This is a genomic window from Fictibacillus sp. EA-CB0309, assembly GCF_055814265.1.
Genome location: NZ_CP169271.1, coordinates 3,033,661 through 3,058,779, shown reverse-complemented (window position 1 = coordinate 3,058,779; position 25,119 = coordinate 3,033,661). Strand labels below are relative to the sequence as shown.

34 protein-coding genes are annotated in these 25,119 nt (G+C 37.9%); 29 read left to right on the top strand and 5 right to left on the bottom strand.

The annotated features are described in order from the left end of the window. Positions 1-98 precede the first annotated feature (98 nt). From ACEWFH_RS17130 to ACEWFH_RS17120, 3 genes are all read left to right on the top strand, one after another. On the top strand, positions 99-431 hold the full coding sequence (locus tag ACEWFH_RS17130) for a hypothetical protein (protein WP_473724973.1): 333 nt from the start codon (positions 99-101) through the stop codon (positions 429-431). Between the two features lie 143 nt (positions 432-574). Then, the gene (locus ACEWFH_RS17125; protein ID WP_473724972.1) at positions 575-2,764 is read left to right on the top strand and encodes a S8 family serine peptidase; all 2,190 of its coding nucleotides are present in this window, start codon (positions 575-577) and stop codon (positions 2,762-2,764) included. Between the two features lie 65 nt (positions 2,765-2,829). Continuing rightward, positions 2,830-4,626 (top strand): dockerin type I domain-containing protein, encoded by a 1,797-nt coding sequence (locus tag ACEWFH_RS17120; RefSeq protein WP_473724971.1) that lies wholly within the window; start codon positions 2,830-2,832, stop codon positions 4,624-4,626. Between the two features lie 95 nt (positions 4,627-4,721). Here the strand turns inward: ACEWFH_RS17120 and ACEWFH_RS17115 are convergent, their stop codons facing one another. After that, positions 4,722-4,967, bottom strand: a complete 246-nt coding sequence (locus ACEWFH_RS17115) for a hypothetical protein (protein ID WP_473724970.1) — start codon at positions 4,965-4,967, stop codon at positions 4,722-4,724. A gap of 110 nt (positions 4,968-5,077) precedes the next feature. On the opposite strand from ACEWFH_RS17115, the gene ACEWFH_RS17110 reads away from it, so the two are divergent. The 7 genes from ACEWFH_RS17110 (at position 5,078) to ACEWFH_RS17080 (ending at position 8,429) form a co-directional block, all read left to right on the top strand. Then, the gene (locus ACEWFH_RS17110; RefSeq protein ID WP_473724969.1) at positions 5,078-5,395 is read left to right on the top strand and encodes a nucleotidyltransferase domain-containing protein; all 318 of its coding nucleotides are present in this window, start codon (positions 5,078-5,080) and stop codon (positions 5,393-5,395) included. 235 nt (positions 5,396-5,630) lie between these two features. Continuing rightward, positions 5,631-5,753: a hypothetical protein gene (locus ACEWFH_RS17105; RefSeq protein ID WP_473724968.1), complete on the top strand. Its 123-nt coding sequence runs from the start codon at positions 5,631-5,633 to the stop codon at positions 5,751-5,753. A 209-nt stretch (positions 5,754-5,962) separates the two neighbouring features. Continuing rightward, positions 5,963-6,106, top strand: coding sequence for a hypothetical protein (locus tag ACEWFH_RS17100; protein WP_473724967.1), 144 nt, complete (start codon positions 5,963-5,965; stop codon positions 6,104-6,106). Positions 6,107-6,204: 98 nt separating this feature from the next. Next, positions 6,205-6,897, top strand: a complete 693-nt coding sequence (locus ACEWFH_RS17095; RefSeq protein WP_473724966.1) for a Dph6-related ATP pyrophosphatase — start codon at positions 6,205-6,207, stop codon at positions 6,895-6,897. Then, positions 6,894-7,229, top strand: coding sequence for a hypothetical protein (locus ACEWFH_RS17090; RefSeq protein ID WP_473724965.1), 336 nt, complete (start codon positions 6,894-6,896; stop codon positions 7,227-7,229). Before ACEWFH_RS17095 ends, ACEWFH_RS17090 begins: the two co-directional genes overlap by 4 nt. Then, positions 7,175-7,414 carry a GNAT family N-acetyltransferase gene (locus ACEWFH_RS17085; protein ID WP_473727337.1) on the top strand — a complete coding sequence of 80 codons (240 nt, stop codon included), beginning with the start codon at positions 7,175-7,177 and terminating at the stop codon, positions 7,412-7,414. Before ACEWFH_RS17090 ends, ACEWFH_RS17085 begins: the two co-directional genes overlap by 55 nt. 154 nt (positions 7,415-7,568) lie before the next feature. Then, positions 7,569-8,429, top strand: a complete 861-nt coding sequence (locus ACEWFH_RS17080) for a DUF2268 domain-containing putative Zn-dependent protease (protein ID WP_473724964.1) — start codon at positions 7,569-7,571, stop codon at positions 8,427-8,429. 47 nt (positions 8,430-8,476) lie between these two features. On the opposite strand, the gene ACEWFH_RS17075 is transcribed toward ACEWFH_RS17080, so the two are convergent. Beyond that, positions 8,477-8,713, bottom strand: a complete 237-nt coding sequence (locus ACEWFH_RS17075) for a hypothetical protein (RefSeq protein WP_473724963.1) — start codon at positions 8,711-8,713, stop codon at positions 8,477-8,479. A gap of 116 nt (positions 8,714-8,829) precedes the next feature. Between ACEWFH_RS17075 and ACEWFH_RS17070 the strand changes: the two genes are divergently transcribed. Continuing rightward, entirely contained in the window at positions 8,830-9,153 is a 324-nt protein-coding gene (locus ACEWFH_RS17070; RefSeq protein WP_473724962.1) for an ABC transporter permease, read from the top strand. A 190-nt stretch (positions 9,154-9,343) separates the two neighbouring features. Here the strand turns inward: ACEWFH_RS17070 and ACEWFH_RS17065 are convergent, their stop codons facing one another. Then, positions 9,344-9,784 (bottom strand): MEDS domain-containing protein, encoded by a 441-nt coding sequence (locus ACEWFH_RS17065; protein ID WP_473724961.1) that lies wholly within the window; start codon positions 9,782-9,784, stop codon positions 9,344-9,346. Between the two features lie 503 nt (positions 9,785-10,287). On the opposite strand from ACEWFH_RS17065, the gene ACEWFH_RS17060 reads away from it, so the two are divergent. The 5 genes from ACEWFH_RS17060 to ACEWFH_RS17040 all read left to right on the top strand — a co-directional run bounded on the left by ACEWFH_RS17060 (position 10,288) and on the right by ACEWFH_RS17040 (position 13,643). Further along, a complete protein-coding gene (locus ACEWFH_RS17060) occupies positions 10,288-10,863 on the top strand; it encodes an RNA polymerase sigma factor (protein ID WP_473724960.1) in 576 nt (191 codons plus the stop codon). Then, entirely contained in the window at positions 10,832-11,671 is an 840-nt protein-coding gene (locus ACEWFH_RS17055; RefSeq protein WP_473724959.1) for a hypothetical protein, read from the top strand. Before ACEWFH_RS17060 ends, ACEWFH_RS17055 begins: the two co-directional genes overlap by 32 nt. Beyond that, a complete protein-coding gene (locus tag ACEWFH_RS17050) occupies positions 11,652-12,308 on the top strand; it encodes an ABC transporter ATP-binding protein (protein ID WP_473724958.1) in 657 nt (218 codons plus the stop codon). Before ACEWFH_RS17055 ends, ACEWFH_RS17050 begins: the two co-directional genes overlap by 20 nt. Before the next feature lie 29 nt (positions 12,309-12,337). Beyond that, positions 12,338-12,526, top strand: a complete 189-nt coding sequence (locus ACEWFH_RS17045; protein WP_473724957.1) for a hypothetical protein — start codon at positions 12,338-12,340, stop codon at positions 12,524-12,526. 124 nt (positions 12,527-12,650) lie between these two features. After that, complete coding sequence (locus tag ACEWFH_RS17040; RefSeq protein ID WP_473724956.1) at positions 12,651-13,643, top strand: hypothetical protein; 993 nt, start codon at positions 12,651-12,653, stop codon at positions 13,641-13,643. Between the two features lie 347 nt (positions 13,644-13,990). Here ACEWFH_RS17040 and ACEWFH_RS17035 read toward each other — a convergent pair whose 3' ends face one another. Further along, the gene (locus ACEWFH_RS17035; protein WP_473724955.1) at positions 13,991-14,641 is read right to left on the bottom strand and encodes a FusB/FusC family EF-G-binding protein; all 651 of its coding nucleotides are present in this window, start codon (positions 14,639-14,641) and stop codon (positions 13,991-13,993) included. 334 nt (positions 14,642-14,975) lie between these two features. Here ACEWFH_RS17035 and ACEWFH_RS17030 point away from each other — a divergent pair, with 334 nt between their 5' ends. The 9 genes from ACEWFH_RS17030 to ACEWFH_RS16990 all read left to right on the top strand — a co-directional run bounded on the left by ACEWFH_RS17030 (position 14,976) and on the right by ACEWFH_RS16990 (position 21,387). Continuing rightward, on the top strand, positions 14,976-16,445 hold the full coding sequence (locus tag ACEWFH_RS17030) for an aldehyde dehydrogenase family protein (RefSeq protein WP_473724954.1): 1,470 nt from the start codon (positions 14,976-14,978) through the stop codon (positions 16,443-16,445). A 136-nt stretch (positions 16,446-16,581) separates the two neighbouring features. After that, entirely contained in the window at positions 16,582-17,070 is a 489-nt protein-coding gene (locus ACEWFH_RS17025) for a DinB family protein (RefSeq protein ID WP_473724953.1), read from the top strand. A 174-nt stretch (positions 17,071-17,244) separates the two neighbouring features. Next, positions 17,245-17,856 (top strand): hypothetical protein, encoded by a 612-nt coding sequence (locus ACEWFH_RS17020; RefSeq protein WP_473724952.1) that lies wholly within the window; start codon positions 17,245-17,247, stop codon positions 17,854-17,856. An 87-nt stretch (positions 17,857-17,943) separates the two neighbouring features. After that, positions 17,944-18,708, top strand: a complete 765-nt coding sequence (locus tag ACEWFH_RS17015) for an SDR family NAD(P)-dependent oxidoreductase (protein ID WP_473724951.1) — start codon at positions 17,944-17,946, stop codon at positions 18,706-18,708. A gap of 111 nt (positions 18,709-18,819) precedes the next feature. After that, complete coding sequence (locus ACEWFH_RS17010; RefSeq protein WP_473724950.1) at positions 18,820-19,194, top strand: YciI family protein; 375 nt, start codon at positions 18,820-18,822, stop codon at positions 19,192-19,194. A gap of 98 nt (positions 19,195-19,292) precedes the next feature. Continuing rightward, positions 19,293-19,826 (top strand): DinB family protein, encoded by a 534-nt coding sequence (locus tag ACEWFH_RS17005; RefSeq protein WP_473724949.1) that lies wholly within the window; start codon positions 19,293-19,295, stop codon positions 19,824-19,826. A gap of 200 nt (positions 19,827-20,026) precedes the next feature. Then, on the top strand, positions 20,027-20,491 hold the full coding sequence (locus tag ACEWFH_RS17000) for a GNAT family N-acetyltransferase (RefSeq protein ID WP_473724948.1): 465 nt from the start codon (positions 20,027-20,029) through the stop codon (positions 20,489-20,491). 151 nt (positions 20,492-20,642) lie between these two features. After that, positions 20,643-21,071 carry an EexN family lipoprotein gene (locus ACEWFH_RS16995; protein ID WP_473724947.1) on the top strand — a complete coding sequence of 143 codons (429 nt, stop codon included), beginning with the start codon at positions 20,643-20,645 and terminating at the stop codon, positions 21,069-21,071. 151 nt (positions 21,072-21,222) lie between these two features. Continuing rightward, on the top strand, positions 21,223-21,387 hold the full coding sequence (locus ACEWFH_RS16990) for a hypothetical protein (protein ID WP_473724946.1): 165 nt from the start codon (positions 21,223-21,225) through the stop codon (positions 21,385-21,387). Positions 21,388-21,447: 60 nt separating this feature from the next. Here ACEWFH_RS16990 and ACEWFH_RS16985 read toward each other — a convergent pair whose 3' ends face one another. Next, positions 21,448-22,677 carry an MFS transporter gene (locus ACEWFH_RS16985; RefSeq protein WP_473724945.1) on the bottom strand — a complete coding sequence of 410 codons (1,230 nt, stop codon included), beginning with the start codon at positions 22,675-22,677 and terminating at the stop codon, positions 21,448-21,450. A gap of 269 nt (positions 22,678-22,946) precedes the next feature. Here ACEWFH_RS16985 and ACEWFH_RS16980 point away from each other — a divergent pair, with 269 nt between their 5' ends. From ACEWFH_RS16980 to ACEWFH_RS16965, 4 genes are all read left to right on the top strand, one after another. Next, a complete protein-coding gene (locus ACEWFH_RS16980; RefSeq protein WP_473724944.1) occupies positions 22,947-23,180 on the top strand; it encodes a cyclase in 234 nt (77 codons plus the stop codon). Positions 23,181-23,451: 271 nt separating this feature from the next. Beyond that, the gene (locus ACEWFH_RS16975) at positions 23,452-23,820 is read left to right on the top strand and encodes a peptide ABC transporter substrate-binding protein (RefSeq protein ID WP_473724943.1); all 369 of its coding nucleotides are present in this window, start codon (positions 23,452-23,454) and stop codon (positions 23,818-23,820) included. Positions 23,821-23,900: 80 nt separating this feature from the next. Then, positions 23,901-24,152, top strand: a complete 252-nt coding sequence (locus ACEWFH_RS16970; protein ID WP_473724942.1) for a SunI/YnzG family protein — start codon at positions 23,901-23,903, stop codon at positions 24,150-24,152. Positions 24,153-24,241: 89 nt separating this feature from the next. After that, the gene (locus tag ACEWFH_RS16965) at positions 24,242-24,808 is read left to right on the top strand and encodes a cysteine hydrolase family protein (protein ID WP_473724941.1); all 567 of its coding nucleotides are present in this window, start codon (positions 24,242-24,244) and stop codon (positions 24,806-24,808) included. Positions 24,809-25,119 lie beyond the last annotated feature (311 nt).

Below are 25,119 nucleotides of genomic sequence, written 5' to 3'. Positions count from 1 at the left end.
AATAAGAAATAGAAGTGTTTTTTTTAATTCCTACCAAATGAAATGGATAAATATGTTAAAATTAAATCAAAGATATCGTAAAAACAAGGAGTGATGGAATGAAGGAAAACTTCCTGGCTGGCTGGATTGCGGCTTGGTTTGCTCTTGTTGGACAGTTGGTGTTTTTTATCATAGTGGCAACATATACGGGTGAGTGGCGCTATGTGATGTGGAGTTTCATAGTGAGTATGGCTGCAGGAGTACCGAGTATGATTCAAGTATGGCAGGCGCAAAAAAGGGCAAATTTAAAAAAAGCTAACACAAAGATTCGGAAATGCTTAGAGATTTTTCTCTGGGCATTTTTTGTTTTTTTCAAAAGTCAACTCTATGAACTCAAAAACAAAATAACCCAAATACTTTTGTGTACTTCTTACTATAATCTGTTCATTTAGATCTATTTTCTTACTTTTTCTAGAGTCGGCTAATTCTAAAGACCTATAAAATTAACCCGATAGCTACTCCTCTCAAATACTACTAAGATAAAATTATATTAATATTTCGAATAATCATACGAGATGAGAAAGAGGTTAGAACCATGGTCGTCACCAAGATTGCAAAAAAGTCAGTCGTCCTTGCACTGTCAACAGGATTACTTTTATCACCTCTCAGTACCAATCCTTATAAGACCGTCAATGCAACGTCTTGGAAAGCAGAAGACATTTTATCATCGTTAACTGCAGAACAAAGACAAGCATTAAAACAATTGGAACTGAATAACCAGAGAGGACTTCAAGGGTTTCAAGACGGCGAACTGAATTCGGAAGAAGAAATCTCTGTTATCGTAGAATTCCATTCGAAACCTAGTCATGTTGCTGTTTTAGAAGCAAAAATGAAAGGTAAGTCACTCAAAAAAGAAACTGCTCAAGCACAAGTGGATCAAGAGCATAAAATTTTTAAAGAAGATGTAGAGAAGCATTTAACGATTAAGGGTAAAAAGAACGCACCGAAGATTACCCGTACGTATAAATCAGCATATAACGGCGCAGCCATCACACTTCCTGCAAATCAAGTTGAAGACTTACTCAAATCAAATGCAGTAAAAGCCATCTATAAAAACATTACGTATACGGTCAATCCGGTTCAAACACAAGAACTGCCAAGCGATGTTGAACGGGAAATCACAACGTCTGTTGAAAGTCTTCCTTATTTAAAAGTGGACAAGCTTCATGAAGAAGGAATCACTGGGGAAGGCATTAAGGTTGGGGTTTTGGATACAGGAGTAGACTACAATCACCCTGATTTAAAAGACGCGTACAAAGGCGGATATGACTTTGTCGATAACGACGCAGATCCAATGGAAGCGACGTACAAAGATTGGGAAGCATCTAAGAAACCGGAGTATAACGGCAGCAGTTCATACTATACGTCACATGGGACACATGTATCTGGAACGATTGTCGGACAAAACGAGAATGATAGTGAAGTTTCAGTAGAAGGTGTGGCACCAGATGCTGATCTATACGCCTACCGTGTCCTCGGCCCTTACGGAAGCGGGGCGTCTGAAGGTGTTATTGCTGGAATTGATAAGGCTGTTCAAGATGGGATGGATGTAATCAACCTTTCTCTTGGAGCACCTGTAAACGATCCGTATTATCCGACAAGTACAGCACTTAATTATGCCGTATTAAACGGTGTAACAGCAGTTGTTTCAGCAGGGAACAACGGACCGAATGATTATACACTTGGATCACCAGGTACGGCAGCTCTGGCTTTAACTGTTGGGGCTAGTGATGTACCCGTCTCACAAACTACTTTTACAGGTAAAGCAGGCAGCTGGTCTACAGATCTTGTAAGTATGGCGCGCAGCTTCTCCAGTACATTTGTTAGTTTAGAAGGAACAACACTTGAACTAGTAGATGTAGGACTTGGGAATAAAGCAGACTATATTAATAGAAATGTTCAAGGCAAGATTGCATTCGTAAAGCGTGGGGACTTCAGCCTTAACGATAAGGTAAAGTTTGCGAAAGAGAACGGGGCAAAAGCAGTTATCCTGTACAACAATGTAGATGGTCATGTTGGCTTTAACTTAGGTGAATCTACGGATTATGTACCAGCGTTCTCTATGACTAAGAAAGCTGGAGAAGAACTGAAAGCCGCTATAGCAAACGGAAGTCAAACCTTCACGTTCAGCAACTTGAAAGAAAGTTTTACAGAAGGTGATAAGCTAGCAGATTTCAGTTCAAGGGGACCGGTTAATGGCAACTTTGAAATGAAGCCAGAAATCGTAGCGCCTGGAGTGAGCGTGCTTTCCACGTTCCCATCCTACATGGTGAACCACCAAACACCAGAAAACTATAAATATGCGTATGCACGCTTAAATGGAACGTCCATGGCATCTCCATTTGCGGCTGGAGTAGCAGCATTACTTTTAGGGGAAAACCCAGATCTTGAACCAACGGAAATCAAAACCATTCTCATGAACTCTGCTGATGAGATGAATGATGACTACAGTGTATTTGAAATAGGTGCAGGCCGAATTGATCCATACCAAGCGCTTCACAGCGAAACAAAGATACAAGTGCAGGATGAAACGTTGATCCCGAACGGCGACAACTTAGTTACAATCAAGAACCAGACGGGAGGACTTAGCTTTGATAAACAAGTCGTAGCTGAGAACGCTTCTGTAAAAGTAAAGAAAACGATCAAGTTCACAAATCATAGCAACAAGAAAAAACGTTTGATGTTAAGTTCGTTGAAAACGTACAAGCCGGAACGAATAGCCTAAAAGAAAACGGCGTAGCAGTAGAGGTAGAAAGCACGATTAAAGTAACCGAAAATGCGGTTAAGAACGTGAACGTTGCTTTAACTCTTCCAGGTACAGCTGAAAAAGGACTTTATGAAGGCTACCTATTGATCACGAACAGCGAGGATCAAACAGAGAACTACCGTGTACCGTTCAGCTTTAAGAAATCACAGCCTGGTTTTGATAAACTAGAGTTGCTATCTCGTGTCATTACACCAAATCATTACAACCATGCATTCGACGGATATCGAACAACACAGTTGATGTCACAGTTCAATTTAGGTTCTCCTATTGAAACACTTGATATCATCTTACAAGATGGTAAGACAAACGAGGAACTAGGACTCGTGGGTACAATTAACATGAACGGAGCACTAACAGATCGCGATTACTTCCTGCAAACGTTCAACGGAAACTATTACAAATTTACAGGAAATAAGAAGAACCCTGTATCATCTGAAGCAAGTATTGCAGAGCCAGGTCATTACAAATTAAAATTTGTTTCAACGTTGCCATCAGGTAAGCAGCAAACAAAGGTTGATGACATATTCGTTGATATTGAAACACCAAAAGTGAAAAGTTCTCTAGACGGAGATTCACCGTTTCTTGAATACAAACCAGGACAAGCGACTTATCCATTTGAGGTAGAAGTTACAGATGATAATGTTGCGAACATGCAGCAAGCAGGTCTTAGCGTTGATCAATCTTCCAACTTTGCTGTTTATACGTACGGATTCCCGTTGCCAAATGGTCCAATCTATATGGACAAAAACGGAAAATGGATTGATGAAGTAGCGATGAATGCAGCCGCAAATTCCCTTTCCTTTAACGTAATCGGTTATGATGCAGCAGGGAACCAGGCAAACTGGAAAGAGTATTTGTTTGTAAAAGAAGGAACGCCAGTAACCTACGCAAAACATAACGTAGAACAAGCACGTTCTGGAGATATCCTGAATGCTTCACTTGTTATGGATAACTTAGAAGGTGTGAAAGAAATTACGTGGAATTTTGCCAACTCAGGCATTCAGCACGTTTACCTGCAAGAAGCAAAACTAACAGACACGTTTAAAGATAAAGCAACGATTGAAGTAAATGGTGACCAAATTAAAGTCAAGTTCAACGAAAACGAGAAGTTCGACCGTTCTGAAGTGGTCGACGTAAAAGTGAAAGTGCAAGACGAGCTTTTCTATCCGATTGGTTACATCAATCCAACAGCAAATATCGTTGATGCGAATGGCCAAACAATAAAGTTGTTAAACAGCGGGAAACGCTATCAGTTGAAGCCTACATTCAACCGTGTCCAAGCTAACCTGGTTCCGGAAGGGTATGTCGTGGAAGGTGGAAACTTTGTTGGAAACCGTGACTGGACAAAGGTCGGGGCAATGATAAATGTATCAAATGGCGACTACAAACTTGATGCGTCAAAAATGTTTAATGGAAATGCGAGATTAAATATCGAACCGCTGCCTCTTAGTAATGAAAAGTACACGTTTGAAGTAAATGTGCCAGGACACTTTGTTACAAAACAAAATCAAAAATTTGGGTTTGAGTACAAAGGAGTTCTTTACGGGAAATCAGATACGATCTCTATTCCGCTTGTAGCGGGGGACGTCAACCAAGATAACGTGATCGATGCGAAAGATGCGATTGCGATTCAAGACGCTTGGAGCACGAATAACCGCGCAGCTGACATTAACTTTGATGGTACGGTAAACGCAAAAGACATCGGTTTTGTTCAAAGAAACTACCTGAAACAAAACACATCCGTTAACAATGCACCAACACCAGTAACAACGGTTGATGGAAAAACATTAGAGTCTATTTTAAAAGAATTGGGACTGTAAGAAATAAGAGCTCATGACCCATTAGGGTTGTGGGTTCTTTTTTTGTCTCATGGTAGAAATAGACCCATACAAAAAATGAAATATGGCACTACCTATTATGATAGTAAAGGTATTTCTATTGAAGTGAACTTATTGACCACAAAAGTAAACAATAAGACTAATACAAACGTTATCGGGAAGCTGATCCAAAAGTTTTTAATTGTAAAAGAGACATAGCCAACAACTAACGCAAGAGCTAGAAAAAGAATAGAAAAATAGATCCAATCGATAAAAAGAATGATTGGATAGGTGATTATACATACAACTACAGCATATATCAGGACATATTTTAATTTCTGCACATGGTTTTCCTCCGCTTTTATGTGTAACCATACCCGAAAATAAAAAGGGTTAAATATTATTGTTAGCGAATAATACAATTTAACAAATTATAGGAGATGGTTACCTGTGTGTGGGATTTGAAGCCATAAAAGCAAAATACAAAATGAGAGATGATGATCTTCCAAGACAGCGGCACTTCTTGATAAATGCCATTGAACAAGATTTGTTTAACGACGAAAATGTGTTAGCCGTTTTTTACGGTGGTTCAATTGGTAAACAAAACACCGATCACTATTCCGATATTGATCTCCGTGTTGTTGTAAAAGAAGACGTATTTGAGGAGTATCGCTCCAACAAAAAGAAAGAGCGAAGAAGTGGGGGACGGTCCTTTTCTTTGAAGACTTTCCTTGGTCAACCTATAGCATTGCTCATTATGATGTCTTTATAAAAGTAGATACGTTTTATTATAAAAAAACGATCTTCAGCCAACGGTTTGGCTACAGTCCATCAAAATTGTTTACGATCCAGAAGCGATAGTTGAGACGGTAAGGCAGAAATCTCTTCAGCTTTCCTATTCACCAACTATCCAAGAAGTTGAAATCTGGCGGACTAAATTCTTTGCATACGTTCATGAAATTTATCGGCGGGTCATGAGAAACGAGATCTATTATGCATTGAATTGTTTGGATAACTTACGCTTCTCTATGGCAACAGGGTGGTACATGGTCGCTGGACTTCAACCAAACACGTTTGGGGACTGGTCTAAGATAGAAGGGAGAGAAGTCGGCTCGCAGATTGGCAGTTAAAGCTACTTGAGCAGTGGCACAGCAGCCGTGATCCCCATGAAATCTTCAGCGTTATGAAGAGCATAATCCCTGAATTTAAAAAGTTCATAAAGCGTTATGTGAAGTATTCGGAATCAAATATGATCAACGTTGGGAAGACGGAATTTTAAATATGGTGCAAGACTGAACAAGGTTTATGTAAACATTACATCAATAAGAGAGGGTGGTTTTTGGAACATGCAGGGACATGGCTACCATTAATGGGTCTGTTTTCATTTATTCTGCCAATAGGTATTGCCATCTTTGTACTGGTTATGCTGTATCGTATTAATCACTCGTTAAAACGAATTGCCGACAAATTAGAAGAAAAATAACACCTGCCAGTTGTATATTCTTTTTTTACATATGATGCTTTATAGTTAGTACTAGAATAGTAGCTGATTAAAAGTGTTCATTGGAGTTGGTTCTCAATATGAAAAAAACAGCCGTTTGCTGGAGTGGCGGGAAAGATAGCTGTCTCGCTTTATACCGTTTACTTGAAGACAACTATGATGTTGTTTGCTTGTTATCAATGGTTTCAGAAGAAGATGCTCGTAATCATGCTCATGGGATTCAGCTTGAAATCTTAAAGCTGCAAGCAGAAGCTTTGGGACTGCCATTGATTATGGTTGATTCTGCAGGAGAGTATGAATCTTCCTTAAAAAGGGCGCTTTCCAAGCTGAAAGAAGAAACCGATGTTGAATGCATTGCATTTGGCAGCTTGTATATGGAAGAAGATATAAAGTGGAATGAGCAAGTAGCCTATGAATCAGGACTGGAGCCTTTATTTCCAGTATTGAGCTCACAAGATCAAGCGCAAGAACTACTTCATGACTTTATCACTTTAGGTTTTGATTCTATTGTTTGTCGTGCTTCTAAGCAATACCTTGACCATACATGGACGGGGCGTAAACTGGATTGGAGTTTTTATGAGGATATCCAACAGACAACGTGTTGTCCAATGGGAGAATTAGGCGAGTATCACACATTTGTTTTGGATGGACCGATATTTAATGCGAAATTAGAAATTACACAATCAGAAGTTATTTTAAATTCTGGTTTGTGGTCACTAGATATACAGTCATGCAGCTTAGTGGAAAAAGACATGGAGGCCATCATAACGTGAACATTCATTTTACAAAAGTCATAGAACCTACGCAGATTTTTATAGAAGCATTAAACCGCTGGGAAAATGACCCTGCTATCGTTCCATTAACTCGGCCTCATAAAAACAAAACTGAACTGGAAAGCAAAAGGTTGATCACCACAGAAGACTTAACGGCAAGATTAGAATTCCATGAAATCTACCTCATACATATGGATGATCAATTAGTCGGTGAAATGAACTATATGGTGAATCCACCTCATCTTTTAATAAAGAGCCAGGCACGGCTTGGCTCGGGATTACGATTGGTGAGCCTGAAGGCAGAGGGAAGGGTATCGGTTATCAAGCGCTGATATACCTAGAGGAAGAGATTAAGAAACAAGGTTTGAATCGAATTGAACTAGGTGTTTTTGAATATAATCAACAAGCACAAAAGCTGTACCAAAAGTTGGCTTACCGAGAAATTGGACGCATTGAAGAATTTACATATTGGGATAATAAAATGTGGTCTGATATACGGATGGAGAAGTTTTTATAAAGAAATAAAACGAATGAGAGGTCTCCTTTTTGGGGATTTCTTTTTCATTGGTAGAAAAAGAGGAATACCCCCTTTTTATGGAAGGTGTAAAATGTAGCTTCTAAATAAATATCATGATACCCAAAATATAAAAACAGATTGCAGAGGGATCTCTTTGAAGATTATTGATACCGTTCCATATTTTCTAGATAACTATCAGCCATCTATTGAATATTTTCAAGATTACTACAAAAAGTATCCAGAGATATTTCAGGAATATTTTTCATACCATTGCAAAGATACAGAAGAAAGGCATAATCATTCCATTACAAAATATCCTGAAAATTGGACAAGGATCAATCAGGTTCACAAGAATATCACACCTATTATTAATGAGATAAGTGATAAATATTGTAATGAATACGGAGTGGCTTTTCCTATTGAAGTGAATTTGATAGTCGGTGGATTTGGTTCTAATGCGTATACACATAGACAAATCATACCTGACATCACATTTGCTTTAGAAAAATTATCTCCCAATCCAGACCATTTAAGAACGATTGTTGCTCATGAATTCGGACATGCCACACACAATATCATTTCAAATGAAGCAGGTATGGATTGGAGTAAGGTTGAGTGGAATAGTCCAATCACTTGGCTGAATCAAGAAGGTGCAGCAACACATTTTTCAAGAAGAATTGTACCTGGGTTGAATCCTTCAATTTATTTTTCGTTTGATGAATTAGGGCATGAATGGCTATCATTCGCGCAGGCAAAAGAAAAAATTATTTCATTAGAGTTTGCAAAGGATTATTCTTCATTGTCACCGCGTGAAATTTTCTCGGAATGGTTCTCCATAAATGGTGGTAAAAGATTCGGCTTAACCAGATTAGCCTACTTTCTTGCCGATCAATTTTTTCAGCATCAAATACTCTCCATAGGAGAATTGAACGCAATAAAAGCCTGGAAGAGTAATGAGTTTATAAAACAAGCTGAGGAATGGCTATGTCAAGGTAAGGTGTTAAAAAGTGAATAGTTGGGGGTGAAAGTAAGAATAATACTAGGTTCTAGGAATTCACCTTTCTACTTCTTAAACTTCTTCTCCACCAATGAAACAGTGAAGTAGATTACAAGAGTCACGCCTATTATGATCGATGCTGAATTGGAGATGAAGTTGAAATCCAACTCATGTACGATCTTAGACTCTTCACCATAATAATTTATAAATTCCATACTCTGGGCCTGATAATCTAAAAGAAAGTAGGAAAGTATTCCTCCAAGCAATACGCCGCATAATACAGATAAGAAACCCTTTTTCATAAAGGGCCACCTCATTTCTTTCTTTTTTATATATAGCGTACATACATATGTTATTATACCATTATATTCCATGTTGTTTGTGTGAAGTACACAATTAGAAGTATGAGGAGGTTTATATGAGCGGTGGCGTTTTGTTTGGGCTTGTCTTGTTGTTGAGTCTTATCATCTTTAACTTTTTGCCTTATACGTTGAATGTGAAATATAAGACGCCTTATTGGGTCTCAGGTATCATTATTTGTTTTCTTGGCCCTATTATTGCTTCAACAACCGGTTCTTTTTTATTAAGGGAGGCAAAGAGTGAGGGCAGTGATGGTTTTGGAGCTGGGATTGCTGGTTCCATTATCGCTTTAGTCATTATCGCTAATGGAGCTCTTTACATTATCGGGAGTATTGTTGCTGGTATAGAAAGATATTTTAAACAAAGAAAGATGGATCAGTGAATACATGACATGAGGCTTAATAAGAAGAAAAAACCAGCTGACACATTTCAGCTGGTTTATCTATTAATATCCACTTCTGACTCATAATGTTCGGAAATTGTAAAATTATCATCCATCAGTATGTAGGGATGCGTTTTTAACAAGCTCGTTTTAAGGTGATCGGGCATTCTCTCTCCCTCATACGCACAAATTAGGGGAAGGATAGCAGATTAACTGCTTCATCCACAATCTTCTCCAGATCCTGGATAAGATAAAGCGGGTCTTCCATCGTTGCCCACTCCACATGTGCCCATGATCGGAATAAAAGGTTGTAATCAACATATGGCTGTACCGCTTTTTGGAAGTATTCATATATGGCTGGAGGATGATAACTGCCACTTGAATAATAAAAATCAAAGTTATTTATATGATGAACAAGCTTCATTTGCTCTTGCGTTAAACGAATGCTCAGTTCTTTATGTACTAGCCGGAAAATCCGTTCATTTTCAATAACAATAACGTACTCACCTATAGAAATGCCATCTTGAATAAAGCTAACGATCTGTTCCAAGTAATTCTTCATTCCATTGTATGAATAAAGCACATGAACACTTCGTTGCTCTTCAAACAAATCTTTCATATTATGCTTCAAGTGATCACCCCTACTTTCCTATATTTCTTCTATCTTACTAGGTTTCTATTATAAAAGCTAAATTAAACAAACATTTTGTTGTGAAAATTTTTCGATATGTAAAAATGGATACTTTGGTGATTTGATGTTGGTTAACTCGTTTGCCTAATGCTTTGATCAGTTACCATATCATCATATCGACAAGCGTGCCAATTAGTCATTACAACCCTGGCAGTACGATGATCATACCGATCATTGTACAAATCCCAATAGTTTGAAATAATTGTAATTGCATACATAACGACAATTGAAGAGCTGTAAAATGCGGCTTTTTTTATTGACTCTTTTCTAATGGCGCAAAGCGTCAAGAAGGCTCACCGCACGCCTCCCGGAAAGCGAGTATGTGAAACGGAGATCAACAACTTTCAAAAAAACAATGATGATTGCCAAAACAGCCTTTTTATTTTTGATAACGTTTAAATCTTTTTGAAATACATTCCGTCTTACTGATTGAGGTGATGAAAATGCCCGAAGATGAACAACTGGTGAAAGAGATAGTAGACGGTAGCCAAGCGGCGATGGAAGTTTTAACACGCAAATACTATAAACAAATCTTCGCCTATGTGTACCGAAAAGTGGGGAACAGGGAAACGGCGTATGACTTAACACAGGAAATTTTTATAAAAGTGTTTCAGCGGATCCAGTCGTATTCCAATAAGGGGAAGTTCTCCAGCTGGCTCTATACTTTATCTGTAAACCATTGCCGGGATTATTGGAGAAGTGCCGATTACCGTCAGACATCGAAGCAAGCAGAATTAAATGAAACGCTTGTTTGTGAACAAAATAATGTTCCTTACATTTTTGAACGAAAAGAAACGAGAGAACAGGTCAAGTCGGCAGTTAATAGCCTCCCAGATTATCAAAGGGAAATGCTGATCTTAAAATACTTTCATCATATGAAGATCAAAGAAATTGCTGATGTGACAGAAACGAATGTTTCCACGGTTAAATCAAGATTACATCAAGGATTAGGGAAGTTAGCAAAACTTTTAAAGCGAGGTGTTGAAGATGAGAAACAGAAATCTACACCAAACATTTGATAGCGATTTGGAAAATGAAATGAAAGTTCTAGATTCGGAAATCAATCTTCTAGAGCTTGAGTTAGAAGACATGTTGGATGAGTACGATGTTGAGTTTCCATCAGAAGATGAAATCATGACGACTATTAATGCGATCAGACCGTACGTTCCGGTGAAAGAAAATAAATGGAACAGAGGGCTCCAAAGCATGGTTTCTATTACGAAACAAGCGTATCAAGAGGTCTTTTATATTAGTTCATTATTTTGGATCGCTAACGGATTATTATTTCTGATTGCTTTAACAGGCGTTTGGTTAAAAGGTGTTAACCCCTATGTCATGATGATGGCACTTGCGCCAATTCCTACGATTACAGGATTGATTGAAGTAGTAAAAAGCCGTAATGCCGGCATGGCCGAACTGGAAATGTCATACAAGTACAGTTTTCAGGAGATCATCCTTTCAAAAATGCTAGTCGTTGGCGGATTTAATCTTGGCCTTAACGTACTTCTTACGATAAGTTTTGCGGTACTAAGCCAAGAAATGATAGTAGCAAAATTACTATTATATTGGCTGACACCGTTTACCATAATTACCGCTCTATCCTTAGCTTTGGTTAGCAGATTTAGAAAAACTTATGCCGTAACCGCAGGCGTCATCCTCTGGTTGAGTCTTAGTGGTATATTGAGCCAACCTGAAGTCATGGAAAGAATTGAAAGCATACCAGTTGTATTTTACGGGATTGTGATTGCTGTGGCTGCTATCACTGCTTGGTTCCAAGCTGCCAACATTCATAAAAGAGGTGTGACATTTGAAATTAACCATCAATAACTTAACAAAGTGCTTTGGAGATAAAAAAGCACTGAATGAAATCAGTCTGGAACTGACAACAGGTGTATACGGAATACTCGGTGAGAATGGATCAGGGAAAACAACGCTGATGCGCATACTGGCAAACGTGATGAAACCAAGCTCAGGTCATGTATATTTGGATGGGCAAGACATTGGGATAATGGATGAAAAGTACCGTGATTTGATCGGCTATTTGCCGCAGCATGTCGGTTTTTATAAAAACTTTTCTGCAGAGAAATTTTTAAAGTATGTAGCGGCATTAAAGGGATTGCCCAAAGAGGAAGCAAACGAAAAAGTGGAAGAAGTATTAGCTTTAGTCGGGTTATCTGATCATCATCGTAAAAAAATTGGAGGGTTTTCAGGAGGAATGAAACGCCGTATTGGGATAGCACAGGCGCTGCTTAACGATCCGAAAATCTTAATTGTTGATGAACCAACTGCAGGACTTGATCCAAAAGAAAGAATCCGATTTAGAAATCTATTATCGAAAATCTCTACCAATCGAATTGTCATCTTATCCACTCACATCGTGTCGGATATCGAATTCATCGCGAAAGAAGTGCTGATCTTAAAAGAAGGTCAGGTTGTGAAAAAGAAACACCACAGTCGTTGTTAAAGGGTATTGAGGACAAAGTGTGGACGCTTGTGATTGACGATGAAAAAGAAGTAACGAAATATCAAGCGGAGTATAGAGTGGGAAACATTGCGCGTATTGATAACAAGTTCCAGCTTCGAATCCTTAGTGATGATCAGCCTCAAGACGATGCTGTACATGATGTTCCGAATCTAGAGGATCTGTATTTATACTACTTTGATGAGGAGGAAACCGCATGATGCAGCTGTTGAAATTTGAACTCTATAAGATCTTTAAGCAGCGAACCATTTATCTGACTTTTTTCTTCTCCTCTTATTTTCAACTGGATTTACTTACAATTATGCGCATGACTGGGAAAAAGACATGTATAGAGAGTGGGAGGATCCGTTAACGGCAGAAAAGGTGGAACTTGCTGATAAAGAAAACGCGAAGTTTAATGAGATGGTGGAAAAGAGAGTAGCAGAAGGCCAAGAAATTCAAAACGGTGAGTTTGTTAATCAAAGAGAACATACTCAAGGCATTATCTATGAAATGATCGCTTTTATTAAAGGGTCAGAAAGACAGTTAAACAGCAGGTACAGTGAGATTGATCAAAAAGAGCAATACAATACCGAGCTTGAAAAATCAATGATTCAAAACGTAGATGTCTCTTACTTTGCTTATAACAAGGGACCGATGAAGATCATTGAATATACGAGCCTTTATTCCATTCTTTTAACGGGATGTATGCTCCTAATAGGTTTATCTGCTACCTATACGAAGGAATACAGTTCAGGTGTTGATCAATATATACTGAGTTCAAGTAAAGGTAGAAGCAGCTTGCTCTGGTCTAAAATTCTGGCCTCCTTTATATATGCAGCGTCTGTTGTAATCGCTTGGGAGATCTTTAATCTCATTTGGAATGGGATTCAGTATGGATTTTCTGGATGGTCAACGCCGATACAAAATATGTTTGAATACTATTTTTCGCCATATAGCTTTACGATGTTAGAATATCATCTTATTCAGCTAAGTCTTCATTTACTGGCAGCCTTAAGTTTTGCTCTCTGCATCATATTGGTGTCATCACTCTGCAAAAACGCACTAACCTCATTCTTTATCAATGGTTCTATTTTCGCCGTTCCATTCTTGATTGTAGAAGGTTTAAGCCTGCCAAACTGGCTGGAGAACCTGTTCAGCTTCTCGTTTATCTATATCATGAAGGTGGAGTTCTTCTTTGCTCACTTTCATACGATTAATCTGTTCGGACTGCCATTGCTGTTTCCGATCGTCGCGCTTCTTTGGATTATGATTATTTCACTCACATGTGTATTTGTAGTAAACCGCGTCATTAAAAACAAAGAAGTGATGGTGTAAAACAAAAAAATAGCTGTAAACGTTCGAAACTGACTTTCAAAGGTACTGCGGAAGTCAGTTTTTCTTTTTTGAAGCTGATTTTTCGGTTATGTTGAGTTGTCTGACGGGCTACCAGAACCCTCTGTGAGCAAACCGGGGCATTTCTTGCGCGAAACGAAGGGGAGTTGGAGCGAAACGAGAGCCTTTTTGAGCGAAACGCGGAATAGTTGGAGCGAAAACAAGGTGTTTGTGCGCGAACGTGTAATAAATATAAGAACACGTACCGAAAAACCTCAACTCGGACGGATCCTAGCACAAAAAATGCGTACACCGTAAACGACGGGTACGCATTTCTTTCATTCAATCTTTTAATAGAGAACCTCTGTCAGAAACTTCTCCAACGTGGTCACATCCGTGATTCTTTTGTTGCACGCCTGGCTATCCACGCATAAATAGTTACCGATTGCTTTATAGTAATCAGGTGACGCGTTTGCGGGTTTCGATTTCGTTATCGCTGAAAACAACGCTACGTCTCCAATCCCATTGCATAAAAAGCAGATCCCTTTATTTGCTGGAGTGAATCGTCCTTGTATGCCTACTAATTGTCCGTTCAAATGATAAAGAAGGAACAATTTATTTGTTGCGATATCAACCCAGCCCAAGTAGCTGATCCGGCGAAAATCAATCGCATGCAGATCAGGCGTTTTTAACTTTTTATTTTTAGGGAACAGTTTGGTAATCTGTTTCCCCGTAATGGGAGCAAACTCTTCGAGGTAAGGTTCCAACGATTGCAGATAGTGTTGGAAGTCTTCGGTTTTACGTAAATTTATTAGCTTATTCACCACTTCTTTTTGTGGTTCTGAAACCTCAGGAAAAGAGTCTAATATTTTGGATTGAGCACTCAACTCAACGGCGTCAATAACTTTCGGATCAGCTCCATTATTGCAGGCATGCTGCAGCTGTCCGACCTGTTTTTTAATGAGGTTGTATTGATGGTTTCTAATGAATGGTGTATTCACTGCATTCAGCTCCTTATTTTTATTATGAAAAGAAAATAAGGTGCAAAGCCCATTCTTAGAAACGATCGGGCGACAATCTTACAATAAATGTACGCCCATACAAAGGATCGCCCCTATCAGGCTTTGCATGAGCAGCTTCTGATTCCGGCAAAATGATTTGCCATTTCTACCGACCTCCATTCACAACTATTATAAAAAAATGGCCATCTAGTATGCAACCAGAACGTTACATAAGACTAGTGCATCAAAATTGAAGCAGATTGATTTACAACGTGTACAAAAGGGAGTAAGGTGTTAACTAATCTTTCGTAAGTAAAAAGGAGTGGACAACAATATGAACACTGATTTTTCAAACATATATATCAATGGTGAATGGAAAAAAGGGAGCAGCGACAGCAAAATGGTCAACTCCAATCCATTTACAGGAGAAGAGCTTGTTACGATACAAGCGGCAACGAAAGAAGATTTAGACCAAGCGTATGAAGCGGCAAGAACTGCGCAATTAGAATGGGCGAACGAGCTTCCACAAAACAAACGCGGAATTTTAGAAAAAGTAATCACGGTGATGCAGGAAAATGAGGAGTTCATTTTAGACTGGATCATTAAAGAATCTGGCAGCACGTATATGAAGGCCATCTCTGAATTCCGTGCGTCACTCAATATATTAAAAGAAGCAACGACATATCCGTATCGTATGGAAGGAAAGATTCTTCCTTCACAAACAGCAGGCAAAGAAAATAGAGTGTACCGCAATCCATTAGGTGTAATCGGGATCATCAGTCCATGGAATTTCCCGTTCCACTTGGCGATCCGATCCATTGCACCTGCCATTGCGACTGGAAATGCGGTCGTCATTAAACCTGCGACAGATACACCTGTAACGGGAGGGCTTATTTTCGCAAGTATCTTTGAAGCGGCTGGTCTTCCAAAAGGACTTATTAATGTCATCGTTGGACGAGGTTCTGAAATCGGTGATGAAATCGTGACTCATCCGACACCGCGCCTCATTTCGTTTACCGGTTCTACAGAAGTTGGCCGCCATATTGGTGAACTTGCAAGTAAGAATCTGAAGAAGACTGCACTTGAATTAGGCGGAAATAACGTATTTATTGCTTTAAAAGATGCCAATATCGATCAAGCTGTAGATTCAGCGCTTTTCGGTAAATTTTATCACCAAGGGCAAATTTGTATGGCGATCAACCGCATCTTTGTCCACAAAGAGATTTATGACGAATTTGCAGAAACATTTGTAAAACGCGCAAGAAATCTGAAATATGGCGATCCATCAAGAAAAGATACAAATGTTGGTCCGCTTATCAATCGAGATCAAGTAGACCGAATTCTAAAAGATGTGGAAGCAAGCGTTGAACAAGGTGCGAAAATCGCTTTAGGCGGAAGTGCAGAAGGAAATGTTCTTGAGCCAACCGTTCTAACGGACGTGAACAACGAGATGCCTCTTGCCAAAAATGAAATCTTTGGACCTGTCGCTGTACTCATTCCATTTGAGAATGATGAAGATGTGATTCAAATGGCTAATGCGTATCCGTACGGTCTTAGCGGAGCGGTTCATTCAACGAATATTGAACACGCGACGAACATCGCGCATGATATTCACACTGGGATGATCCACGTGAACGATCAGTCTGTTAACGATGAACCGCATATGCCGTTTGGCGGAGAGAAAGATTCAGGACTTGGCAGATTTAACGGTGAGTGGGTGCTTGAAGAATTCACCACACTAAAATGGCTGTCTGTTCAACGCATACCGAGAAATTACGGTCCGTTTATCAGTCAATTAAAATAAAGAGCGTGCAAAAAGCATTCCGCATTTGGAATGCTTTTTTCAGTGTGATGTGATTATCAAGTTTTCCAGCAACATTGGAATGCTTCATTCATGATAAAATACGAAGACAAGTCAGACTCATAAAAGGTGATAAAACATGTTGATAAATGATAAAGTCCGTGAAGATTTATTCATTGAAGTCGAAGGATTATCGGATGAAGTGTTGAACAAAAAACCTTCCGATAATGAATGGTCAATCAAGCAAATCCTTGAACATTTATATTTAATGGAAGGTGGGATCGCGAAAACGATCGTACACCAACTAAAGAATGGAGAAACGGTGAATGCCAGCTCCAAGCCCATTGAGGCAACGGTTAATCGTGAAATAAAGGTGGATGCACCAGAATTCGCGGTACCAAGTAATGAGTTTGCCACATTAGAGGAGTTAAAAATGAAGCTGGCTGCCACACATCAAAAGCTGAAGGAAATCGACAACACGGCAGATGAAAAAGAATTAGAGCAAAAAGGATTTTCTCATCCTATTTTCGGAAACATCAGTTTGAAGCAATGGATCCCATTTGTAGGGTATCACGAGCAACGCCATATCTTGCAGATTAAAGAAGTGAAAGAAAAGTTAGGCATTTAACATCAATAGAAACGATAGGGCTGTCCGAAAAGTAAGAAAACCTTACTGATCGGGCAGTCCTATATTTTTTGGTTTCGTACAGGTAAAGAACTGAAGAAGGAAGATAATAAGGGGAGTGGAATAGTATCAGTGAAAAGGTGGAAAATGAATCGCAACTGGAGGTGGTATTCTCTATTGAAATATACAAAACTGCTTTCACTATTTTTATTGATTTTACTAATAGTAGGTTGCCAATTAAAAGGAAACAACGAAATAGAAGTAAAGTTGAAGAGTAAAGAAGAACAAAAAGAGATTTTGGATACATACACCTTTAATGATTATAAAAAGGTTTTTGATAAAGCTGTATTGGAAGCGGACAAAATGGCAGAGGGTGATGAACAGCTAAAGAAATGGCTCATTCGAACTCTTTGTCAGGAAAAATTATATTATGAGACCGATTTAACCGAGAAACAAGCAGTAATTTTATCAAAACAAGCATTGGAAGAAGATCAAGTATGGAGAGCAATTGCTAAGGATGAATATGGAATCACGGTTACAGAGGAAGAAGTGGATCAATATATTAAAGCTGGACCAGATCAAAGTGAATTGCCACAACACCTCGCCTATGCAGAAGCTTTAGGGTTCTCTTTGAAGATACTCAATCATCATTTTGACCGTGACATTTATGAGAAAAATGTGATGTGGTTAAAACTAAAACCCCAGTTAGAAAAGAAGTATGGAGTAGCTTCAAATAATAAACTAGTAGAAAAGTATGAGAGTGAAGTGAACGAGGAAGTAAATAAGTAACGTGATTAGGTGCAGTTCTTTAAGAGGAGAAGTGCATCTTTTTATTGAACTGAAGGGACATAAACGATTAATAAAGGAGGAACGAGCATGCTACTGAAGAACAAAAACGCAGTCATTTACGGTGCGGGAGGTGCGATTGGAGGAGCTGTTGCACGAGCTTTCGCTCAAGAAGGGGCTAGTGTTTTTTTAGCGGGGCGAACACTAGAATCTCTTAATCTTGTAGCAGAGGAGATTACTAACGCAGGAGGATCAGCCAAGGTGACAAGAGTTGATGCACTTGATCCCCAATCCATTGAACAGCATCTTGATCGAATTGTTCAGCATACAGGCAGTATCGATATCTCCTTCAACGCAATTTCGATTCGTGGAGACCTCCAAGGAACACCGCTTATTGACATGAAACACGAAGACTTTACGACGCCAATCCTGACTGGGGCACAAACACACTTCCTTACGGCAACGGCAGCGGCAAGGCACATGGTTCGGCAAAAATCTGGCGTCATTCTTACTTTATCTGCTTCATCAGCTGAATTATCAGGACGTGACCGAAGATACCATATGACAGGAGGTTTCGCAACGGCATGTGCAGCAATTGAAGGATTCTCTAAGAGTTTAGCGGGAGAGCTTGGCCCAATAGGAATCCGAGTTGTCTGCTTGAGACCTGATGCCATTCCAGAGACGTGGGATCCGGACTTTCCTGAAGTAAGAACGTACATGGAAGACGGGACAGTACTTGGACGTCTGCCGAAACTAGACGAGGTTGCGAATGCAGCGGTTTTCATGGCGTCAGATCGAGCAAGCGCGATGACTGGAATGATCGCAAACCTAACTTGCGGTTCAATCATGGATTAAAAGAACAGAAATTTCTATTGAAACAGGCTAAAGAATGTGTGGAATAAAAAATACTGCTAAGTCGATTTTGTTCTGCTAATCAAAAAAATGAATGAACTAGGAGAGATGATAATGATATTTTTATGTATGGGTTATTTCAACCCTGAAAAAATGGACGCACGCCCAAGAGCAGAGATTGAGGCTGTAATGAGTGAATGTCAGCCGCACATTGAAAAATTTTATGATAGCGGTAAGACACTTCTTGATGCAGGTCTAGAATCAGAGACCAAAAGCTTGCGTCGTGTGAACGGTAAGGTAATCGTGACAGATGGTCCTTTTACAGAAACGAAAGAGATGATTGGCAGTATATTTATTTTTGAAGCAGAGAGTATGGATGAGGCGATTCAGTTAGCCTCTCTTCATCCGACAACACAAGTCAGCAGAGGGGAAGAGTTTGGCTGGCGCATTGAAATTCGTCCAGTTCATTATTTCAAGAATGATAAATAAGTTGTGATAATCATTTTACTAGAACGGATCTGGATGACCCAAATTTTAATTATACGTTTGCTTGGTTTCTAAACTTAATAGAAAGGAGTTTTTTACACATGAGTGATCTGAATTTGATTAAAACATATATTCGTTTCTTAAAAGTTTATTCACTTGAGCAGCTAAGGTATAAACCTCGGCAAGACGATTGGTCTATTGGACAAATGTATGACCATTTAATTGTAGTAGCTCATGAATATCTTGATAGTGTTGAAGTTTGTGCGACAACTGTTGTTGAGCAAAAGCAAGGTAAGACGGAATTTGGAGAATATTTATTTAATATTGGTGGATTTCCGCCAATTAAAATTAAATTACCGGAAGAACTAGATACCCCGCCTGACAATACAAAAAGTAAAGAGGATATTATGCATGAACTCAATCAACTATTAAATAGAATGGTAGAGTTGGAAAAGAAAGTAGAAAATATAAACCCGAATTACAAAGATAAACATGGAGGCTTTGGCTGGCTTAATGCACAGGAGTGGTTTGCTCTTGTAGGGATGCATTTTCGTCATCATCTGCGTCAGAAATATGAACTGAATCGAAAACTTGGGCTGGATCCAAATAGATGGAAAGCGGTATCCAGTCAGTGAACAATTGCAGGGGTTATGGATTTTTATGGTAAAATAAATACGTATCTAAGGAGGATTGAAGATGTCCAAAAACTTTATGTGCGTACCATGGAAATCATGAGTAAACGAAGGTGTTTATTCATGTTGAATGATTTTATATAAAAATACCTCTGTTTACTCCTTTCTAATGACTGATTCGAAAAATAGAATGAAGAGATAGAATGATTACATTATCAAAAGTTAACGAAGCAGAGTTTAAAAGGTATCTGGATTTTATGATTCCTGATTATGCTCAAGACATTACGAAAAACTTTGATTTAACAATGGAGCAAGCCTTAGAAGAATCTGAAATGATGATGAAGGACATGTTTAAGGATGGATTATCTACTGAAGGACAATATTTGTACAACATAGTAGACGAAAATTCAAATGAAAAAGTAGGACTTCTTTGGTACAGTATCATTTCTGAAATTAACCAGGCTTACTTGTACCACATCATAATCGATGAGTCTAAGAGAGGCCAAGGGTTTGGAAGTAAGACGTTAGAGAAGCTTCAAGAAATACTCAAAGATGCTGGTGTGATATCTATTGGATTAAGTGTATTTGGAAAAAATGATGGTGCTTATCGATTATATAAGAAACTAGGATATTCTAATACGAGAATATCAATGGAGAAAATTTTATAAGTTAATCATCTTGAGTTAAAAGGCGTACTTCATATGAAATACGTCTTTTTCTTTTCTGTTTTTTAAATAAGTAGTTTAAGATCTGTAGAATCATCTGCAAACAACAGGAATTATATTCCAAAAATCGAATATAGAGGAGCAGGGGGATGACATGAAAAGAATAATTGGATTTTTATTATTGGTCATATTAACAGCATGCAGTGAGAACGAAACCGTTGAACAGTTGAAGAAGGATTATTCAGAAGTGAAGAAAGTGGCGGAAGAATTGCCAGAGAGTGTGCAGGAAGCGTTGGCGGCGCCAAACATACTGCCGTTTAAACCGAAAAACGTACAACTCAATTATGCCGGGAATCCACCTGGAAACCCAAAGGGAGATATCGTTCATACGGAGTTCGTTTACGGAAACGGTAAAGAAGGAATTCTTCACGTTACAACATTTCAGAATAAAAATACGAATTTCCATGATGAAGGAAAATTAAAGACAACAAAATTAGAAGATGGAACAAAGGTTGTCATTGAATCTGATACACCAGATGTAAAAGCAGTTCGTTGGAAAAAGACGATCTGTATTACGGAATGATGCTGATGGGTTCGCAGTATAAGATGGATGACCTGTTGAAAGCAGCCAATTCGATGGAGTATTAGCAGAACTATTCAATAAAAAAGGATATTTGTGAAAAGTGGTGTATTAGTAATTAATGGAAAATCAAATTTTTTAGGAGATGATTTTTATGTTCTGGTTAATTCTCTTAGTTCCACTGGCTCTCATTATTATATTAGCTGTTTGGATGGATAGAAAAAACAAAAAGAAAGGGCTTGAATCAAAAGTTAATCATGAAGATGTTAAGTATTTGTGTATGCAAAAACCTCCAGAAGTTAGTCGGCCAACGAAATAGACGAAAAAAACAGTGGCAACTAAACATTTGCCGCTGTTTTTTTATATTTGCAAGTGTTTATTAATATTTATAAAGAAATTCTGCTTCTGTTTTCTTTTGTACATTTAATAATGCGAACGATAAAAAGGCAGAAGTAGCAATCAAACAGGATCCTAGAATGTATACCCACCTTATCCCTAAGAAATCGGCAATAAAACCAAAAAGTGCGATGGAGAAACTTGTAATTGTCGAGAGGAGAATACTTCTCAAAGCATAAACTTTCGGCAAAATTTCGGAATCAACATTAGATTGAATGGCAGTTTGCTGAGAGACATCTCTAAGTTGGTAAGCTGGGCCCATTAGGACACACAGAACCAATGATAAGAAAGGTACACTATTTAAACCATACAATAACGTGAATAAACTAAAGAATGCAGATCCAATTGCCATGTTCCATACAAGATTTCTTTGTATTTTAGTTGCTAACCACATGACGAACAAACCACCTAAAATGGTTCCAATATAATAACTTCCATTTATATAACCCCACCATTGCACTTCTTGATGAAGAACTTCTTTAACATATACCAACGTAATAGCTCCTACCCAAATGGTACCTGCCATTCCTTCAATGACGTCCATTATCGTTACTAAACGTAATGTTTTATTACTCCAGAGGTGCGACCAACCGTCTTTAATAGCAATCCATTTCGATTTAGTTTTATCAAGCGATTGTTCTGTTTCTATGGAGAGAGTGGTTATGTATAAACAGATTAATGAGGACCATAAGAGAATTGCTGTTCCTATTAAGGTTATCATATGTCCAAATTGAATGACTATAAAACCTGTTAACGTATATCCTGTAAACTGTACGATCTGACTGGTAACTGACAATGAGCTATTTGCTTTAACTAATTTCTCTTTGTCTACTACTTTAGGAATAACGGAACTTAATAGCGGATTACCACATCCTTCAATAAATGAAATAACGAAAACCATTAATAGAAGATAGCTAATGTTTTCTGAAATTAGAGGAAATCCAATTATTAAAATTGTGATGAGAATTGCTTTAATGAACTGAAGAGAGACTAATAGCTTCGAGAAGGTAAAGTTCCTTTGTATTAATGGAATTGTAAACCCTGCCACTATATTGGTTAGGGCTCGAATTAAAGGAAATGTTGCTGCCAAGAATGCAGATTCTGTCTCTTTATATATATAGGTTGTGATTACCATAATATAAATTACATCCGCAAAAGAAATACTCGTAGCAGCAAACCAATAATAATAAAAAGATTTTTTCACTGTTATCACAACCTTTCAAAACATTCCGTTAACTTAATACACTTATTATACATAATTGTATGTTTAATAATATAGTTATTTGGAAGTAACTTCTAATTACGATGGATAGTCCCATAATTCTAATTCAGTGGTCGGACGCGTTTGATGAGAATTCTGGGAGCTGATCGTAACTCTTTTTTATTGAACTTCGAGTGGTTTTCGTTCAGGAAGGTAATCCTTTCATCTAACTAGAATAGGTATGTAACAACGTCCCATAACCAATAAGAGGTGGAACCGAAATGGATAAAAGAGTTCAATTCGATTTTGAAATCGATTTTACAAATGGTGGTGGAATACAAGGGCAGGAATTTCGTCTTGATATTCATGGAGATGATATTACCGATGAGGAGTTAGCTAAGTACATAGTAGAAGATATGAGGTTACTAATGGTTGGTGAAGTTAGGATACTTAACAAGAAAATAATCAATGAAAAACATAAACGAAGACCTGAAGAAGGGATGTCTGAGAAATAAACTCTAGCAATGTCTTTTGTATTTATTTATATGTAAAATTTAGGTAATTATATGTATAATGAAATGAATGACGACTTGACGTACATCACCGCATTCTTAACAAAAAGAAAGGTGTATGGAATGGTTCTTGGGGTGATGAAATGAGGATGATGTTTTCCAATAAATCATATTTTGTTCTTTGATATTAGTTCTATTTCTTGTCGCTTGTAATCATGAAGAAAATGCAAATAAACAGTTAGGCGAAATTTACAGCAATGCATTGGATTCCATTATGGAAAAGGACGAAGCTTTGAACAGTGATATGCAATTTATTGCTATGGATTTGACGATTGCTAAAGATTTAAGTGAGAAAGATAAGGATGAGATAAAAGTTTACTTAAAAGAAAAATATAAAGTAGATGTAATCGAAGCTACTTTTGAAGAATTAAAAGATAAAGGGATGTACAATCCGAAAACGATGGTGCTAGACGGGGTTCTTCTTAAACTGAAGAAAGTGAAGTTTATCTCGAGCCACACGGCTTTTGAATTTGAAGGATCTAAACATCGAGCAGGAAATGGTGCAGTGGGTGTAAAAGGAAAACTTCAATACAAAGATGGAATATGGCAGCGTTTTGAAATTCATGAGATTTGGGTAAGTTAATCTCTTAATATGATTTACCGAAAATTTCCAACCTCAAGAACGTATCATAGGTACAGACAGTCTCAGAGGAGTGGACCAACATGATCGAAGTCAGTGTGAAAAAAGTAGAGAACAACTTTGTGATTAGGTGGCAATTGTTACGGATTGAGATTCCTGCAACTGATATTCTTGAAGTTCGTTTAGATGATACATATGGCGGGGTAGATATTGAGGCAATCCGAATTGGATTACCATACGGAGCGACAGATCGGATCTTTATCAAGACAGCAAAACAAAACTATATTGTTTTTACGTCTAATCCTTCTGCGATCATGAGTAAACTATCGGCTTAGAATATTGTATTCAATAGTTATGTTAAAGGATTCTGTTGGTATTTCCCATAACCGAACACTTGTTCTATAATAGGTTTATAAGAACAAGTATGAGCGGTTTCGAAAAAGGTATTATAAAAAGAAATAAAAAAGCAAACATCAGTTTATTTATTAGGGGAAGTATTATGCAGAAAAAAGCTTTAGTAATCATTGATATTCAAAATGACATAACAAAGAATTACAAAGATATCATTGACAGTATCAACAAATCAATTGATTGGGCGGTGGAAAATGATATTCATGTTGTTTATATAAGACATGAGAATTTGTCACCTGGTACGAGAACTTTTAAAACAGATACACGAGGTGCCGAATTAGCTCCAGATTTGAAAATAGTATCAGAAAATGTTTTTACAAAATATAAAGGAAACGCATTAACAAGTGAAGAATTCACAGACTTTATTAGTATAAATGAAATAGACGACTTCTACATCACTGGAGCAGATGCTGTTGCTTGTGTTAAGTCAACTTGCTATAACTTACGTAAATCAAACTATGGGGTTACTGTACTATCAGATTGCATTACCAGTTATGATAAAAAGAAAATTGATGATATGATAGACTATTATGAAAGTAAAGGATGCGAGATAATTTGTTTGAATGACTTATTGATTTAAGAATTTTTAGGTCCATTTAATCGTCCAAAGGTAGTTTTAGCATACTGCTTCGCTCCGTTTCCTAAAGTATCTATAAAGAATATTTTTAAATCAACATCGCGCTTTAACATAGCCTGAAAATAAGGACTCGATTGGAATCCTTATTTTATGGTCATTTATTAACAATATTATTTAACATAGCTTATTCAATAAAAGAGCCTCTGTGGAAGGCTCTTTTTGTATGCATAAGGAAATACTAACTGAGCAGCACGAGACCCATACAAGTTTACATTATGTTACTGTGGAATTAGAGAAATTGATATCAAATAGAG

What these genes read in the sequence shown, in the direction of transcription:
- ACEWFH_RS17130 (WP_473724973.1), top strand. Translation starts at nt 99, where the DNA reads ATGAAGGAAAACTTCCTGGCTGGCTGGATTGCGGCTTGGTTTGCTCTT.
- ACEWFH_RS17125 (WP_473724972.1), top strand. Translation starts at nt 575, where the DNA reads ATGGTCGTCACCAAGATTGCAAAAAAGTCAGTCGTCCTTGCACTGTCA.
- ACEWFH_RS17095 (WP_473724966.1), top strand. Translation starts at nt 6,205, where the DNA reads ATGAAAAAAACAGCCGTTTGCTGGAGTGGCGGGAAAGATAGCTGTCTC.
- ACEWFH_RS17075 (WP_473724963.1), bottom strand. Translation starts at nt 8,713, where the DNA reads ATGAAAAAGGGTTTCTTATCTGTATTATGCGGCGTATTGCTTGGAGGA.
- ACEWFH_RS17070 (WP_473724962.1), top strand. Translation starts at nt 8,830, where the DNA reads ATGAGCGGTGGCGTTTTGTTTGGGCTTGTCTTGTTGTTGAGTCTTATC.
- ACEWFH_RS17060 (WP_473724960.1), top strand. Translation starts at nt 10,288, where the DNA reads ATGCCCGAAGATGAACAACTGGTGAAAGAGATAGTAGACGGTAGCCAA.
- ACEWFH_RS17055 (WP_473724959.1), top strand. Translation starts at nt 10,832, where the DNA reads ATGAGAAACAGAAATCTACACCAAACATTTGATAGCGATTTGGAAAAT.
- ACEWFH_RS17040 (WP_473724956.1), top strand. Translation starts at nt 12,651, where the DNA reads ATGTATAGAGAGTGGGAGGATCCGTTAACGGCAGAAAAGGTGGAACTT.
- ACEWFH_RS17030 (WP_473724954.1), top strand. Translation starts at nt 14,976, where the DNA reads ATGAACACTGATTTTTCAAACATATATATCAATGGTGAATGGAAAAAA.
- ACEWFH_RS17025 (WP_473724953.1), top strand. Translation starts at nt 16,582, where the DNA reads ATGTTGATAAATGATAAAGTCCGTGAAGATTTATTCATTGAAGTCGAA.
- ACEWFH_RS17015 (WP_473724951.1), top strand. Translation starts at nt 17,944, where the DNA reads ATGCTACTGAAGAACAAAAACGCAGTCATTTACGGTGCGGGAGGTGCG.
- ACEWFH_RS17010 (WP_473724950.1), top strand. Translation starts at nt 18,820, where the DNA reads ATGATATTTTTATGTATGGGTTATTTCAACCCTGAAAAAATGGACGCA.
- ACEWFH_RS17005 (WP_473724949.1), top strand. Translation starts at nt 19,293, where the DNA reads ATGAGTGATCTGAATTTGATTAAAACATATATTCGTTTCTTAAAAGTT.
- ACEWFH_RS17000 (WP_473724948.1), top strand. Translation starts at nt 20,027, where the DNA reads ATGATTACATTATCAAAAGTTAACGAAGCAGAGTTTAAAAGGTATCTG.
- ACEWFH_RS16995 (WP_473724947.1), top strand. Translation starts at nt 20,643, where the DNA reads ATGAAAAGAATAATTGGATTTTTATTATTGGTCATATTAACAGCATGC.
- ACEWFH_RS16990 (WP_473724946.1), top strand. Translation starts at nt 21,223, where the DNA reads ATGTTCTGGTTAATTCTCTTAGTTCCACTGGCTCTCATTATTATATTA.
- ACEWFH_RS16980 (WP_473724944.1), top strand. Translation starts at nt 22,947, where the DNA reads ATGGATAAAAGAGTTCAATTCGATTTTGAAATCGATTTTACAAATGGT.
- ACEWFH_RS16975 (WP_473724943.1), top strand. Translation starts at nt 23,452, where the DNA reads ATGGAAAAGGACGAAGCTTTGAACAGTGATATGCAATTTATTGCTATG.
- ACEWFH_RS16970 (WP_473724942.1), top strand. Translation starts at nt 23,901, where the DNA reads ATGATCGAAGTCAGTGTGAAAAAAGTAGAGAACAACTTTGTGATTAGG.
- ACEWFH_RS16965 (WP_473724941.1), top strand. Translation starts at nt 24,242, where the DNA reads ATGAGCGGTTTCGAAAAAGGTATTATAAAAAGAAATAAAAAAGCAAAC.